Here is a 14734-nt window from a genome sequence, read left to right as displayed (position 1 = left end):
CTGTGGCGTGCGGTGTTCACGTTACTCTCGACCCATGTCCGCACCACCGCAGCACGGGTCGCCCCACGCCGGAGATCCGGGGGCGGAACTGATCGCGGTCTACGATCCGACGGGCAACCCGGTGGGCGCGGCCGAGCGGGCTACGGTCTATCGCGACGGATTGTGGCACGCCAGCGCCGGTGTCCTCCTGCGGTCCCGGGACGGTCTGCGCGTTTACGTGCATCGCCGCACCGATACCAAACTCGTTTTCGCGAGCATGCACGACTGCCTGGCCGGTGGTGTGGTCGCGCCGGGTGAAGCGCCGCGCGAGACAGCCCTGCGCGAGGTCGCCGAAGAACTGGGTGTCACTCCGGACCCTGCCGATGTCTCCCCGCAACCGCTGGCCCGGGTCTCCTGGGACGGCGAATGGAACGGCCTGCCGATGCGCTGCCACCTGTTCGCGTACGAATTGCGCTACGACGGCCCGGTGCGCCACCAACCCGACGAGATAGCCGAGGGCTGGTGGTGGACCGACGCCGAGTTGCTGGCGCACCTGGCCGACCCGGACTGGCCTTTCGTACCGGACACCCGCCTGCTCGTCACCGACCTGCTGTCCGGTGCCGATTCCCCGGCGGACGGATGACCGCGAATCAACTGGACGAAGCAGCCGACCCGGCCCAGGCGGCGAACGCGCCGGGATTGCGCGTCTGCAGCAGCACCCGGCCGGGGCCGGTGAAGTCGAAGACGAAGCCCTCGCCCGACTTCAACGACTGGATCGATCGACCCGAGACCGCCCGCCGGATGGCGAAATTCATGGCCAGGTCGTAGGCGACGACGTGCCCGGTGTCGATCGTGATCGGCTCCCCCGGCTGCAGGTCGATCACATCGATCGCGCCGAACACACCCACCACGATCTCGCCCTCGCCGTGCGCGCGCAGACCGAACCCGCCCTCGCCGCCGAACAGATTGGCGAAGCCGCCCCATTTGCTCTCCACCTGCACGCCGTGCGAATTGGCGATCCAGCCGCCGCGGCTGATGAAGAACGGCCGGTCCGGGGTGATCTGCAGGTTGAGCACATCACCGGGGAGCGCGGGCGCCACGTCGACCCAGCCGCCCTGCGGCGGCGCGGTGAAGGTCGAGACGAAGAACGACTCCCCCGCCAGCACCGACCGCTTCAACCCGGCCAGGATGCCGCCTTCGGCCTTGGCCTGCAACGTGACTCCCGCCGAGTGCGCCACCATGGCGCCGCTCTCCACCCGCATCGGCTCGCCGCCCGCGAGAAAGCAGCGCGCGATGGCGGCGGCCGGGCTGTGGCGCAATTGTACCTTCATGTTCGCGACCCTACCGCCGAGGCCCGCCCTCCGGGACGGGCCGGTCGGCAGCGGTCAGAGCAGGTCGCGCAGCGCGGCGTCGTCGCGGGCCACCACTGCTCCGCCGTCAGCGGTGAGCACGATCGGCCGCTGGATCAGTCCCGGATGCCGGACCAGCGCGTCGATCCAGCGGTCCCGGTCCGCGTCGGTCCGTGGCCAGCTCGCCATCCCGAGTTCTTTGGCGACCTGTTCCCCGGTGCGGGTTATGTCCCATGGTTCGGCGTCCAGCCGCCGCAGCACCTCCCGCAACTCGTCGGCCGTCGGCGGCTGATCCAGATACTTCCGCACGGTGTAGCCGACACCGGCCTCGTTCAGGAACGCCGTGGCGTTGCGGCTCTTGCTACACCGCGGGTTGTGCCAGATCTCTGTCTGCCCGGAAGTCATGCACGCAGGGTACCGAGGCAGCGCGCCGCGCCCGTCCGGTGCCCGTTGGCGGATCCCGGACGTCGTACCGCACCGCGCGACGCGAGCTCCGATACTGGGAGCATGAGTGAGCACGCGTCGTCCGAAAACCCTTACGGCACACCGACCACGTCCGGTCCCGAACCCATCCCGTCGCATCAGGCCGTGATGAACGGGGTCGTGCGCGCCCTGCTGCGGGTGCCCGGCCTGTCCGGCATCGTCGGCAAGCGGCTGATGATCCTGCACGTCGTCGGACGCAAGTCGGGGAAGGTCTACGACGTACCGCTTGCCTACACCACGCACGGCGACAATCTGCTGATCGGCACCGCCCTGCGGCCGTGGGTGAAGAACCTGCGGGCGGGCACTCCCGTGCAGGCGTCCTTCGGCGGCAAGCCGCGCACCTTCGACCCGGTCGTCCACACCACCGAGGCCGACGTGCTGCGGCTCTACGAGATCATCGCACGGGACAACAAGCAGAACGCGAAGTACAACGGCATCGGCTTCACCGCCGACGGTTCACCCTCGAAAGCCGACATCTACCAGACCTGGCAGCAAGGCGGCGTCGTGGTGGAGCTGACGCCGCACTGAGCGGTGTCAGCTCGTCCGGAGGTAGCCGTCGGCGACGTCGAGCACTTCGTCGACGATCTCCAGGCCGGTCCGCAGTTCGTCGGCGGTCGTGGTCAGCGGCGGTGCGATCTGGAAGCGGTTGCCCGCGTTGAACGGCCACAGCCCGCGCGCCTTGGCGGCCGCGGTGACCGCGAGCATCGGTTCGGCGTCCGCGCCCGCCGCCGCGAACGGGATCAGCGGTTCCCTGCTGCGTTGATCCCGGACCAGTTCCAGCGCCCAGAAGAAGCCCATGCCCCGGACCTCCCCGACGCTCGGATGCCGGGCGGCCAGCTCGCGCAACCCTTTTCCGAGCACATCGGCGCCGACCGACCGCACGTGATCGAGGATGCCCTCCCGCTCGAACACCGCGATCGACGCCACGCCCGCGGCGCACGCCAGGGGGTGCCCCGCATAGGTGAGACCGCCCGGATACGTCACGTGGTCGTAGCGCTGCGCGATGCGTTCGGCCATCAGTACGCCGCCGAGCGGGACGTAGCCGGAGTTCACCCCTTTGGCGAAGGTGATGATGTCCGGCTCGACGCCGTAGGCCTGCACCGCGAACCATTCGCCCACCCGCCCGAACCCGACCATCACCTCGTCGGCGATGTAGACGATGCCGAACTCGTCGCACAGCGCTCGCACGCCTGCGAGGTAGCCGGGCGGCGGGACCAGCACACCATTGGTGCCGACCACGGTTTCGAGGATCAGCCCCGCGATGTGCTGCGGCCCCTCCAGTTCGATCACCTGCCGCAGGTGCGCCAGCGCGGCGGCCGTCTCTTCCTCCGGACCGGCCGTGCCCCACGGCGATCGATACGGGTAGGGCCCGAAGAACCGCACCACGTCGACGTTGGTGGGCTCCGCGCCCCACCGCCGTGGTTCCCCGGTCAGGCCGATCGCGACACCGGTGCCGCCGTGGTAGGAGCGGTAGGCCGCGAGCATCTTCGTGCGCCCGGTGTAGCTGCGCGCCAACCGCACCGCGTGCTCCACGGCCTCCGCGCCGCCCGTGGTGAACAGGATGCGGTTCAGCTCGCCGGGAGCCCGCTCGACGATCAGCCGCGCCAGTTCGCTGCGCACGTCGTTGCCGACCGTCGGTGAGATCGTCGCCAACCGCTGCGCCTGCGCGACGATCGCGGCGACGATATCCGGATGCTGATGGCCGATGTTGACGTTGACCAACTGGGAGGAGAAGTCGAGGTAGCGCTTGCCCGTGTCGTCCCAGAAGTAGGAGCCGAACGCACCGGTGATCGGAGCCGGGTTCAACTCGGCTTGCGCGCTCCAGGGATAGAAGACGTGATCTGACCCGCTCATGGGGCGAATTCCCCCTTCGATCCTGAATAGAACAGCACATTGGCACCCTAGCCCTATCGGGGCGCCTGCGCGGCTGGAGGCGCGGCATATGACGAGAACTGTCCCGCCTGTGATTCACCCCAGGTCAGGAAGCCACGGCCACGCCGTCACGCATTCCGGAGCCACGGCGGGAGATCCGCGCAACGATCGTCGAAGTCGCACAAGCCCTCGTCGGCTTCACCGCGGAACCGCATCCGCTCGTCCGTCACGTCGAGCGCGACATCGTCGGCGATCACACCGGTTCACCGCAGCGGACGGACATCGAATGACATTGATTATCGCCACGACTCAGCAATGCCTGCGACCGCAGCATCTCGACGAAATCGGCATGCCCGATCATGCCGGACCAAGGTCGGCGCATTGGCCGCGGCGGGGTTCGATGTCTGGGTCGTGGAACGCCGTGGCACCGCAGGCGTGATCCAGGCGGCGGGGTTCGAGCCGGGGGGAGGAGTCGCTGCGCCACGATCTGCCCGTGGTCCAACAACTCGTTGCCGACACCGGCGCCGGTCCCGCGTTCTGGATCGGGCATTCCTTCGGCGGCGTGCTGGTTCGACCGGTCGTATGAGAACCGAGTCGTCGCGGCGGCTCGTGCACGCCCCAGCGAGGTGGCCGGTCCCGCCGGCGGCGTGCACCAGCCTTCCCCGGCGCCGCGCCGAATCGCGGTGCGTCCTCGGAAAACGATCCCGTCGGCGACAATTTCGACGGCTGGACATTTGTGAGAACACACGAAAACATTTCCGGGACCGTCGATCCGACCTGGATGTTTCGAACGCATGAAGGCGGTTTTATATCGAATCGTGATTGTCACAAATTGTTGCGTACTCGCCGGTAACAACCGGATTCCGTGCTGCGCGACCAGCGAATTATCCCAATTGTTGCGAACGGCCGTGCGGTGTCGTCGAGGCGTGATCTGATAAGCCCCGTCCCGATCCTGGGGCGAGTCACATTGCACTACCGAGGATGACTGTATGACCTCCAAGAAAAATCGCTCGCTCGCCATCGCCGCCCTGGCCCTGACCGCGGGCGCCCTCGGCGCCGGCACCGCCTCCGCCGCGCCTACCACCCCGGCTGCGACCCCTGTCGCCGGTTCTGTGGAGGTGTGCCTGCCGATCCCGGCTGGCCCGATCGAGCTGAGTCTCTGCTTGTAGCAGGAAGTGAGCGGCGGTGGTGGTTGCCGCGGAAGTGCCACCACCGCTGCAGCCGGGCATTCAGTCGACAGCGGCGTCGATTCCTGCCGGCCAGGTCGAGCAGAAACACCGTGATAGCTCACCGCTCGGCTATCGATCGCACGGGAACAACCCCACTGCTGGGAACCCGCGGTGAGGGCCGTTACGTCGATTCTCCGGAGCAGTCCGCCGCAGCGGGTGGCGTGACCGTAAATCGACACATCGACGTGAATCGAATGCACCGAAAATTAGTAAAAATAGGACTTCTGTAGTCGGCGACCGCTGGGCTGGGACCGATGGCGTGAACTCGACGAGCGGTACATGGTCGGCCTGATCCACGACTGGGTGGATCAGTTGATCCGAGCCGACGTTTTCAAACCCCATTCGGCCGAGCTCACGACCCGCGCCATCTACGGGCTGTTCACCGAATTGGCTTGGAGTATCGCCGACGCGACCAATGAGGCTGCGCGGCAGGAAGCGGGACGGATCGCGCTCGACATGATCGGTTCCCTACACCGCACAGCCGAGTGACGATGGACGTTCGCATGTCCATCGTGGAGGCGGCACGAGTATGGCCCGCCTACGACGCTGAACCCGAGAAGCTGTGCGCGAACTCAGCGCGATGCAGCAAGCACAGTCCCCGAGCTCTAAACGTCTACACAGGACACGGCGACCAACCCGCACCGGCAATTGCCGGGCGGCACGCGGCTGCACGACGGCAGCCTGGCGCTGACACCGGTGACCTGGACTCTTGGCTCACCTTCGGCCGGATCATCCACGACGTGCGCGGACCTCACAACGGGTGGCAGGCGGTGGATCTGGACATACTCCCTGCCGCCGTATAGCACAACCAGCCGCGGCGAGGTCATTTTCTATGACTTGCCAGGAATCTACCGGGCTCGCAGTTATGACCATCCATGGAGTTGGCTCGATGCGATGGCTTCGCGCAAGGCCCACTGGCAGTATCGACACTCACAGAAACTGGACAACTGGCCAACTTTTTCGAAGGAGTGCCGATGGCCGGTACCGGCCACCCGATCTCTGCCGAATGGACCCACGACAGTAGTGCTGGAAGCCAGCAGGCGGTGGTGAGCACCACCGATGGAGGCCGGTTCCGCCTTACCCGTCTGGGTTTGTACGGCGGTCCGCCGGTCGTGCTGGTTCCGGGCACCTTCGACAACAGAGGAGTGTACCTGTGGCCGGGAGGAGGTGGCCTGGCCGTCGTGCTGGCCGAGGCCGGCTTCGATGTCTGGGTCGCGGAGCGGCGCGGTACCGGCGGGGTGCTGCCCGATCCCCGGGTCCGGGCCGGGTGGGACGAGGCGTTGCGCTGTGATCTGCCCGTAGTCCAGCAGCTCATCGCCGAGACCGGGACCGGCCCAGCATTCTGGGTCGGGCATTCTCTCGGCGGGGTGCTGGTGGCGCGAGCGGTCGCCGAGACGCTGGACAGGCACCGTGTGGCCGGGATGGTGCTCATCAACGCCGCCGTGGAAGTTCCGCTGCTCACCCATCGGCTCGCCACCAGGCTGCTCACCTCGCCGCGGTGGGGCAAGTCGTTTCCAGCTCGCGCGCTGAGGTTGGGACCGGAGGACGAACCGGTCGAAGCGCTGTCGGACGCCACCATGTGGGCAGCTCACGAGCGGGGCCGCACGGCCATCAGCGGAGCGCTGGCCGGTGTCGATGTGCCGGTGCTGGCGCTGACCAGCCCCCGTGACGTCATCGCCGCGCCCAGGCTCTGCCGTCGACTCCTCGACGGCTGCGGTGCACAAGATGTCCGGGTGCAGTCCGCCTCGCGCCGATACGGCTTCGCCCGCAACCACACTCACGAATCGCCGCTGACGCATCCCGACGCCGTGGACGACGTCTTTCCCTTCGTCCGGGACTGGCTGATCGCCCGCAGCCCGGCCCGAACCTGGGTGCGGGTGTTCGAACCTGTCGATCAGGTGCGCCGCCGCCACCGTCTGCGCTTCACCGCCGATCTCGACGCCGACAGCGACACAGTCTTCGATGTGCTCACCAACCAGTGGCCGGCGCTGTGGCCAGTGCGCCTGAGACGCGTGCGCGACGGCGTGGTGGCCGGCGTGCCCAACGGACTCGGGTCGGTACGCGCCGGACGCGCGCTCGGGCTCTGGCCGATCCAAGAGCAGATCACCGTCCACCATGACCCCTGGCTCATCGAATACCGCACCATCCGCGGACCCGTACGCCGCCACCAAGGCCGCATCCAGCTCACCCGCCGCGGCCAGGGCACCCACCTGGACTACCGCATCGACTTCGACACTCCCGCCTGGATCCCCGGCCGACTGCTGACCGCCGCACTGCAGCACACCTGGCACCACTACAGCCTGCCCCGACTGCGCTCGCTGGTCTCATGCCCCTACGGTCAACCATCGGACAACCTGCCCGTCGGATCCGCGCGAGACTGACCCCCCGATGTCACCAGGCCGGACACCGGCTCCGGTATGAGCACTCGAAATAACCACCCCACCAAGTACCACCCGGCGTCAGGCCGATGCCGCCCGCCGGAAATACCGGCTTGCTCCGGGAGACCCGCACAGCAACGGCGCACGCCTCCTCAACACCGGGGGCATCCCTGATGCATTGAAAGAGACGACGTCGTGAACCCCCAAGCCTCGAATCAAAAAACTTTCGTCCAAGCAGATGGCATGCTCGCCGAATTCATGTGCCAAGTCCACCTGCTGGGACTCACCGCGCGACGCGCTCGCGAGCTTCGGCACATCCACCGCTTCCACCACCCGGACGAGTGCATCGTGCATCTGGAGGCAGCCCATCTCCTCATCGTCCAGTGAATACACAGCAACCAACCTCGCCCGGAGGTTCGGCTGCGCGCGCACCGCCTCGGCACGGCGGTCGACAGCGTGTGCACACCCGCGAAACCACCCGTGCTCCGGCGTCGTCGAACCGACCGAGCGCGCTAGCGGCCGGCCTCACGCGTCGTGCCGGTAGCCGATGTCGGCGCGACGAATAGGCGCCGATCGGGTTCGCTCAGCAGCGGTCGGGTTCGATCGCTGCGTGCCGACAGAGCAACCAGTCGATGGGTCGCTCCACGATCCGCTTGCTACTACTCGCCGATGCGGGCGATCGTGTCCGCTACCCGTTGCAGGTGATCGGCCATCGCTTGGCGCGCGGCCTCGGGTGAGCCCGCCTCGATGGCCCGGACGATGGCCTCGTGTTCGCGATCGGAGTCGGCGCGGCGGTCTTGGGTCAGATTGAGGAATTCCGATTGCGGGTCCAGCGCGCGGCGGGTGTCGGCGACCACCGCGGTCAGCATTCTGTTTCCGCTGGCGGCCGCGATCGCGGTATGCAACTCGCCGTCGTAACGGACCCACTCACGGGCGTCGGTGGCCCCCGCCAGCTTGCCGAGCAGCTCGAAGAGCCGCCGCAGTTGGTCCGGCGTGCGGCGTTGCGCGGCGAACCCCGCGGTGGGGATCTCGATGAGTTGGCGGGCCTCGATCAGATCTGCGGCGTCGACACCGGCGAACGTCAGTTGCGGGCTCTCCTTCTTGGAGACGACGAACGTTCCTCGGCCCGTGTGCGTTTCGGTGAGGCCGAGGGTCGCACAGGCGTGCAGCGCCTCCCGCACCACCGGACGGCTGACGCCGAACTGTTGAGCCAAGGCGAGTTCGGCGGGCAGGCGGTCGCCCACCGCGTACTCGCCACTCTGGATCAGCTCCTTAAGCCGACGAAAGACCGCTTCCGTGGCGCCGATGCGGTGCACCCGGCCTTCTTCGACTGTCACGTGACCAAGTATGGAGACCCGCCGATAGAGCGTCAAAACGCTAGCTCCAGCACGTTTCGCGCCGAGATCGAGATTGACAGGGCGATGTGACCCGAATTACAATACAACCTGTCTTACAGCCTGACCGCATGGCAGCCATACTTCTAGTAGCCGGTCGCGCCGCGCAGGCTGGATACGGCCCAAGGAAGGTTTCCATGACGCACTACGACGAACTGTCGGCCCGGCCAGCCACCCCACCACCAGCGGCGAAGCACGATATCGGCGACGTCGGTTATCAGAAACAGCTCCGTAAGCGCCATATGCAGATGATCGCGATCGGCGGCTCCATCGGCACCGGGCTTTTCCTCGGAGCCAGCGGCCGCATGGCGCTGGCCGGGCCGTCGCTGGCCATCGTCTACATCGTGTGCGGCGTCTTCACCTTCATGGTGGTGCGCGCGCTCGGCGAGCTGGTGATGTACCGGCCGTCATCCGGTGCGTTCGTCTCCTACGCCCGCGAATTCCTCGGCGAGCGCGGGGCCTATTCGGTCGGCTGGTTGTACTTCCTGAATTGGTCGACCACCTTGGTCGCCGACATCACCGCCGTGGCGCTGTACGTGCACTTCTGGTCGCCGTTCGTGCCGATCCCCCAGTGGGTCCTCGCGCTGATCGCGCTGGCGGTGGTGGTCGGGCTCAACGTGGTGTCGGTGCGCCTGTTCGGCGAATTCGAGTTCTGGTTCGCGCTGATCAAGGTCGGCACCATCGTCGCGTTCATGCTGCTGGCGGTGGTCTTCCTCGTCACCGGCACACCGGTCGACGGCAATGTCCCCGGCTTGTCGACGATCACCGATAACGGCGGTTTCTTCCCGCATGGTCTCGCTCCGATGCTGACGATCGCGCTCGGGGTGGTGTTCGCCTTCGGCGGGACGGAGATGATCGGCGTGGCCGCCGGTGAATCCGACGACCCGGCCGCCGTGATCCCGAGGGCCGTCAACTCGATCATGTGGCGGATCATCCTGTTCTACGCGGGCTCGGTGGTGCTGTTCACGCTGTTGCTGCCGTGGACGGCCTACTCCCCCAGCGAGAGCCCCTTCGTGACCGTCATGAGCTCCATCGGGATCCCGCATGCGGGTGATGTCATGAACCTCGTCGTGCTCACCGCCGCGATGTCGAGCTTGAACGCGGGTCTGTACGCGACCGGTCGCACCTTGCGGTCGATGGCCGTGGCCGGGGCGGCGCCACGCTTCGCCGCCCGGATGAATCGCCACGGCGTTCCCTACGGCGGAATCCTGATCACCAGTTCGGTGGGCATCGCCGGTGTCGTGCTGAATCTCCTCGTCCCCCAGAAAGCCTTCGAGATCGTGCTGAACCTGGCCGGTCTCGGCATCGTCGGGACCTGGGCTTCGATCATGATCTGCCACTGGATATTCGTGCGGAAATCCCAGCGCGGCGAGTACCGCCGACCGGCGTTCCGGCTTCCGTTCGCTCCGGTGCTCAACATTCTCACCCTGGTGTTCCTGGCCGGTGTCGTCGCGCTGATGTTCTTCGACGACGAGATCGGGCGTATCACGCTGGCGGTGTTCACCGCCGTCGTCGCGGCCATGGTCGCCGGATGGTTCCGGATCAGAGGCCGCCTCGACCCGGATGTCCTCGCCCCGCTGGATCGGCCGGACGCCGCTGAGGGAGCGCGGGGCGCATGATCACTCACCGAACAGCACATCCCACGGCGTTGCGGGTTCACGTTCTCTACACCGGCGGCACGTTCGGAATGGCCGACCAGGGAGCGGGTATGGCACCGCGGTCGGGAATCGCTGCCGAAGTCTCCGAGGTCATCGCCCGATACGAGGACACGAGGGGGCGGCCGGTCGAATTCTGGTACGCCGAATCCGACCGTGTCATCGACAGCGGCGCCGCCGACTCGAACACCGCCTTCCGGATCGCGCAGTGGGTGCGGTACCGCGTCGAATCGGAGCGCCCGCACGGCGTAGTAGTCATTCACGGAACCGACACCATGGCCTATATCGGCGCCCGCGTCGCCTTCGAACTGCGCGGTCTCGCAGCCCCAGTGGTGCTGACCGGTGCCCAGATCCCGCTCGGTCAGCCCGGCAGCGACGCGCAACACAACATGCATCTGGCACTGGATTCGATTGCCACTCGACCAGTTCCGGGAACATATATCGCGTTCGGCTCGGGGTTGCATCCCGCCGTGCGGGCCAGCAAACGTGCGTGCGACGACTACGACGGCTTCACCACCGTCCGAGAATTCACGCCGCCACCGTCCCCTGTGGCATCACTACCGCATCGGGGCAGCACTGCGGCACGCCTTCCAGTGGGACTGCTCACCGTCTTTCCGGGACTGCACAGCGATCTGCTCAACGCGGCGATCCGGCAGTATCCCGGTGGAGTCGTCCTGGAATGCTACGGCTCGGGCACGATGCCGCACACAGCCGAGGTCATCGAGACGATCCGGACGGCGACGCGGCGCGGAACCCCGATCGTCGTGATCACCCAGTGTGACAGCGGTTCGGTCGATCTCGAGCGGTACCTGCCAGGACGATCGCTCCTGGACGCAGGAGCGATCAGCGGAGGGGACATGACCAGAGAGGCGGCACTGGCCAAACTGGCCTACCTCGTCGACCTCGGCGTCTCCGGTGGTCGGCTGCGGGACTGGATGACGACCAACATGCTCGGCGAGCTGTCGGACACGGCCACCTTGCCCCCGGTGTCCACCCACGAAGACGCCCTCACCACACGGAGCCGATGATGACCGGCAGCACCCGAACCGAACAAGACTCCCTCGGCAGCCGCGCTGTGCCCGCCGACGCCTATTGGGGCATCCACACCGCACGCGCACTGGACAATTTCGCCATCACCGGCGACAACATCGGCCGATACCCGGCGCTCGTCGCCACGCTCGCCGCGGTCAAGCAGGCCGCCTGCCGCGCCAACCGAGAGCTCGGCATCCTCGACGCTCGCCGCGCCGAGGCGATCGAATCGGCCTGCGCCGAAATCAGGGGCGGCGCGCTGCACGACCAGTTCCCGATCGACCCGATCCAAGGCGGCGCGGGAACCTCGACGAACATGAACGCCAACGAGGTCATCGCCAACCGAGCGCTGGAGTTGCTCGGCTACGACCGCGGGACCTACAACGAAGTGCACCCGCTCGACCACGTCAACCTCGGCCAATCCACCAACGACGTGTACCCCACCACCATCCGGCTCGCCGTCGTGCGGCACATCCGCGACCTCGTCGCCGCCCTACGACGCCTCGCGGATACCTTCGGCGCCAAAGCCGACGAATTCGCCGACGTCATCAAAATGGGCCGCACCCAACTACAAGACGCCGTGCCGATGACCCTCGGACAGGAATTCGGCACCTTCGCGATCATGGTGGGCGAGGACTGCGACCGGCTCGAAGAAGGCATCACCCTGCTCTGCGAGAGCAACCTCGGCGGCACCGCGATCGGCACCGCCATCAACGGCCACCCGAGCTACCCGGCACTGGCCTGCGCCCACCTCGCCGAACTCACCGGCGAACCCGTCACCCCCGCGGCCAACCTGATCGAGGCCACCCAGGACTGCGGCGCCTTCGTTCAGGTCTCCGGCATCCTCAAGCGGGTCGCGGTGAAACTGTCCAAGATGTGCAACGACCTGCGGTTGATGTCCTCAGGCCCGACAACCGGTTTCGGCGAGATCAACCTGCCGCCGGTCCAAGCCGGGTCATCGATCATGCCGGGAAAGGTCAACCCGGTCATTCCGGAGATCGTCAACCAGGTCGCGTTCGAGACCATCGGCAACGACCTGACCGTCACCATGGCCGCGGAGGCCGGGCAGCTGCAACTCAACGCCTTCGAACCGATCATCGCCTACGGCATGCTGCGCACGACCACGCACCTGACCGCCGCGGTCGACACCCTGGCAACCAAATGCGTCGCGGGCATCACCCCCAACCGCGACCACCTCGAGCAAGGCGTTCGACGTTCCGTCGGCATCGTGACAGCGCTGACCCCCTACATCGGCTACGCCGCCAGCGCCCACATCGCCAAGCAGGCGCTGCAAACCGGGCAATCCGTCGCGGAGATCGCGATCGAACGCGGCTTGCTCACACCCGAAGCCATCGAGGAGATCCTCGCGGCCCGTCGACTCGCGGGCCTCACCGGCTTGGCGGCCGACACCAAACCACTCGGCCGTCCAGTCCACACACGCGCCGCGGGACCAGCGCCGACAGATCGGCACCGCTTCGGAACCGCACGCTGAAACCAGGCGTGCTCACCCCCGGACGCCGAGCGGATGCCGAATAGGTGAGCATCGGTCAGTCGCCGGGAGTCGAGCCGAGGACCTCTCGCGCGGCCCTCCGAGCTGCGGCCGGGTCGGCGGCCGTCAACGCCGCGTCCGCGGCGCGGCGGCACTGCTCGCGAGTGGTCTCGGCGAGGCGGGCGCCTACCGCGGCGACGGCGCCTGCTGCCATGGACAGTGATCCGACGCCCAGGCCGACCAACACGCAAGCCAGAGCTGGATCGGCTGCGGCTTCGCCGCACACGCCTACGGGCTTGCCCAGTCGTCGACCCGCGGCCGCGGTGCGCGCGACGAGAGCCAGCACCGCCGGCTGCCACGGGTCGGTGAGGGCGGCCAGTGCGGGCGACATCCGGTCGGCCGCCATCGTGTACTGCGCGAGGTCGTTGGTGCCGACGGAGAGGAAATCGACGTGGCGCAGAATGGCTTCCGCGGTGAGCGCGGCGGCGGGCACCTCGATCATCGCGCCGGGGATCAGCCCCCGCTCCCGCGCCTTCTCGGCGAAGGATTCCGCTTCGGCCGCGGTCGAGATCATCGGTGCCATCACCCACGGCGCCGGTGCGCGGCCGACGGCGGCTCGGGCGATCGCGTCGAGTTGCCGGTCGAGGATTCCGGCGTCGCGGGCGGCGATGCGGATACCCCGTATTCCGAGCGCGGGATTGGCTTCGTCGGGATGGTCGGCGAACCGCAGGGGCTTGTCCGATCCGGCGTCCAGGGTCCGGATCACCACCTTCGCGCCGGTGTAGGCGTCGAGCACTTCGTGGTAGATGCGTTCCTGCTCGGCTACCGTGGGCTCGGTATCCCGGTCCAGGAAGCACAATTCGGTGCGGAACAGGCCGACACCTTCGGCCGGTGTCCGGCGCGCGGCTTGGGCGCTCGGGCCGTCTTGGACGTTGACCAGGACTTCCACCCGGTGCCCGTCCGCGGTGGCGCCCGGCCCGGCCCAGGCGGCGTCGCGTGCGGTCCGGGCACGGAACTGCTCGACCGCGCGTGCCGCGAGGTCGGGATCGGGATCGCTGACGATGCGCCCGGACGAGCCGTCGAGCAGGACGGGTGTACCCGCCGCGATCGCGTCGAGACCGGTCACCGCGACGACACAGGGGATGCCGAGTTGCCGCGCGATGATCGCCGTGTGGCTGGTAGGTCCGCCGAGGGACGTGGCCAAGCCGATGATGACCGAGGGATCCAGCCCCGCCGCATCCGCGGGCGCGAGGTCCTCGGCGAGCAGAATCGCGGGCTGTTGCGGTACCGGGATGCCGGGTTCGGGCGCGCCGGCCAGTTCGGCGACGACCCGATCGCAGACGTCGCGGAGGTCTGTCACGCGTTCGGCCATGAGCCCGCCGAGCTTGGTGAACATCTCGGCGAACTGGTCGGTGGCCGCGACCGCCGCCGCACGCGCCGGTGTGCCCGCCGCGATCAGCTTCTGCGCCACACCGAGCCAGCCGCGGTCGGTGGCCATCGCGGCGTTCGCGGCGAGAACTTCCGCGGCAGCGCCACCGGCCCGCGCCGCACGCCCCCGCAACCGGTCAGCGACCGCCGTCGCCGCGGCCAGCAACGCCGCCTGCTCGGATGCCCGATCGGACTCGGGAACCACATCAGCCGCCTCCGCGACACGCGGCCGGGCGCCCGGCCGGACAGCGGGCGCGTACGTCACCCCGGAGACCGCCGGTGTGCCGACCAGCACTACAGATCCCGTTTCTACCTGCAAAGATCCTGTCACCTGTCGCCTACCTCCACAGCTGAACCAGCGAGCCCGATTCCATGCCCGCCCGGCCTTCGATGTGATCCACACTACGCCACATCATTGACAAAGCAACACAGACAGAGATAAAACAACA

14 protein-coding genes are annotated in these 14734 nt (G+C 67.6%); 9 read left to right on the top strand and 5 right to left on the bottom strand.

Features of this window, described 5'->3' with window-relative positions; genetic code table 11:
• Positions 1–34 precede the first annotated feature (34 nt).
• Entirely contained in the window at positions 35–622 is a 588-nt protein-coding gene (locus tag QMG86_RS11700) for an NUDIX hydrolase (protein WP_281879461.1), read from the top strand.
• 7 nt (positions 623–629) lie between these two features.
• Here the strand turns inward: QMG86_RS11700 and QMG86_RS11695 are convergent, their stop codons facing one another.
• Positions 630–1310, bottom strand: coding sequence for a TIGR00266 family protein (locus tag QMG86_RS11695; RefSeq protein WP_281879460.1), 681 nt, complete (start codon positions 1308–1310; stop codon positions 630–632).
• A 54-nt stretch (positions 1311–1364) separates the two neighbouring features.
• Complete coding sequence (locus QMG86_RS11690; RefSeq protein ID WP_281879458.1) at positions 1365–1733, bottom strand: arsenate reductase family protein; 369 nt, start codon at positions 1731–1733, stop codon at positions 1365–1367.
• A 102-nt stretch (positions 1734–1835) separates the two neighbouring features.
• Between QMG86_RS11690 and QMG86_RS11685 the strand changes: the two genes are divergently transcribed.
• The gene (locus tag QMG86_RS11685) at positions 1836–2339 is read left to right on the top strand and encodes a nitroreductase/quinone reductase family protein (protein WP_281879456.1); all 504 of its coding nucleotides are present in this window, start codon (positions 1836–1838) and stop codon (positions 2337–2339) included.
• 6 nt (positions 2340–2345) lie between these two features.
• On the opposite strand, the gene QMG86_RS11680 is transcribed toward QMG86_RS11685, so the two are convergent.
• Positions 2346–3665: an aspartate aminotransferase family protein gene (locus QMG86_RS11680; protein WP_281879455.1), complete on the bottom strand. Its 1320-nt coding sequence runs from the start codon at positions 3663–3665 to the stop codon at positions 2346–2348.
• 1007 nt (positions 3666–4672) lie between these two features.
• Between QMG86_RS11680 and QMG86_RS11675 the strand changes: the two genes are divergently transcribed.
• The 4 genes from QMG86_RS11675 (at position 4673) to QMG86_RS11660 (ending at position 7677) form a co-directional block, all read left to right on the top strand.
• Positions 4673–4852 carry a hypothetical protein gene (locus QMG86_RS11675; RefSeq protein ID WP_281879453.1) on the top strand — a complete coding sequence of 60 codons (180 nt, stop codon included), beginning with the start codon at positions 4673–4675 and terminating at the stop codon, positions 4850–4852.
• Positions 4853–5152: 300 nt separating this feature from the next.
• Positions 5153–5401, top strand: a complete 249-nt coding sequence (locus QMG86_RS11670; RefSeq protein ID WP_350356403.1) for a hypothetical protein — start codon at positions 5153–5155, stop codon at positions 5399–5401.
• 485 nt (positions 5402–5886) lie between these two features.
• Positions 5887–7293 (top strand): alpha/beta fold hydrolase, encoded by a 1407-nt coding sequence (locus QMG86_RS11665; RefSeq protein WP_281879451.1) that lies wholly within the window; start codon positions 5887–5889, stop codon positions 7291–7293.
• A gap of 240 nt (positions 7294–7533) precedes the next feature.
• Positions 7534–7677, top strand: a complete 144-nt coding sequence (locus QMG86_RS11660; RefSeq protein ID WP_281879449.1) for a hypothetical protein — start codon at positions 7534–7536, stop codon at positions 7675–7677.
• A gap of 272 nt (positions 7678–7949) precedes the next feature.
• Here the strand turns inward: QMG86_RS11660 and QMG86_RS11655 are convergent, their stop codons facing one another.
• On the bottom strand, positions 7950–8627 hold the full coding sequence (locus QMG86_RS11655; protein WP_281879448.1) for a FadR/GntR family transcriptional regulator: 678 nt from the start codon (positions 8625–8627) through the stop codon (positions 7950–7952).
• A 194-nt stretch (positions 8628–8821) separates the two neighbouring features.
• On the opposite strand from QMG86_RS11655, the gene QMG86_RS11650 reads away from it, so the two are divergent.
• From QMG86_RS11650 to QMG86_RS11640, 3 genes are all read left to right on the top strand, one after another.
• Positions 8822–10303 carry an amino acid permease gene (locus QMG86_RS11650; RefSeq protein ID WP_281879447.1) on the top strand — a complete coding sequence of 494 codons (1482 nt, stop codon included), beginning with the start codon at positions 8822–8824 and terminating at the stop codon, positions 10301–10303.
• An 89-nt stretch (positions 10304–10392) separates the two neighbouring features.
• Positions 10393–11367, top strand: coding sequence for an asparaginase domain-containing protein (locus tag QMG86_RS11645; RefSeq protein WP_281879446.1), 975 nt, complete (start codon positions 10393–10395; stop codon positions 11365–11367).
• Positions 11367–12860 carry an aspartate ammonia-lyase gene (locus QMG86_RS11640; protein WP_281879445.1) on the top strand — a complete coding sequence of 498 codons (1494 nt, stop codon included), beginning with the start codon at positions 11367–11369 and terminating at the stop codon, positions 12858–12860. Before QMG86_RS11645 ends, QMG86_RS11640 begins: the two co-directional genes overlap by 1 nt.
• A gap of 55 nt (positions 12861–12915) precedes the next feature.
• Here the strand turns inward: QMG86_RS11640 and QMG86_RS11635 are convergent, their stop codons facing one another.
• A complete protein-coding gene (locus QMG86_RS11635) occupies positions 12916–14616 on the bottom strand; it encodes a phosphoenolpyruvate--protein phosphotransferase (protein ID WP_281879443.1) in 1701 nt (566 codons plus the stop codon).
• Between the last annotated feature and the right edge of the window lie 118 nt (positions 14617–14734).

The sequence above is a fragment of the Nocardia sputorum genome, from assembly GCF_027924405.1.
GTDB lineage: Bacteria > Actinomycetota > Actinomycetes > Mycobacteriales > Mycobacteriaceae > Nocardia > Nocardia sputorum.
Note: the sequence above shows the minus strand (reverse complement) of the source record. Positions and strands in the feature narration are given on the sequence as shown.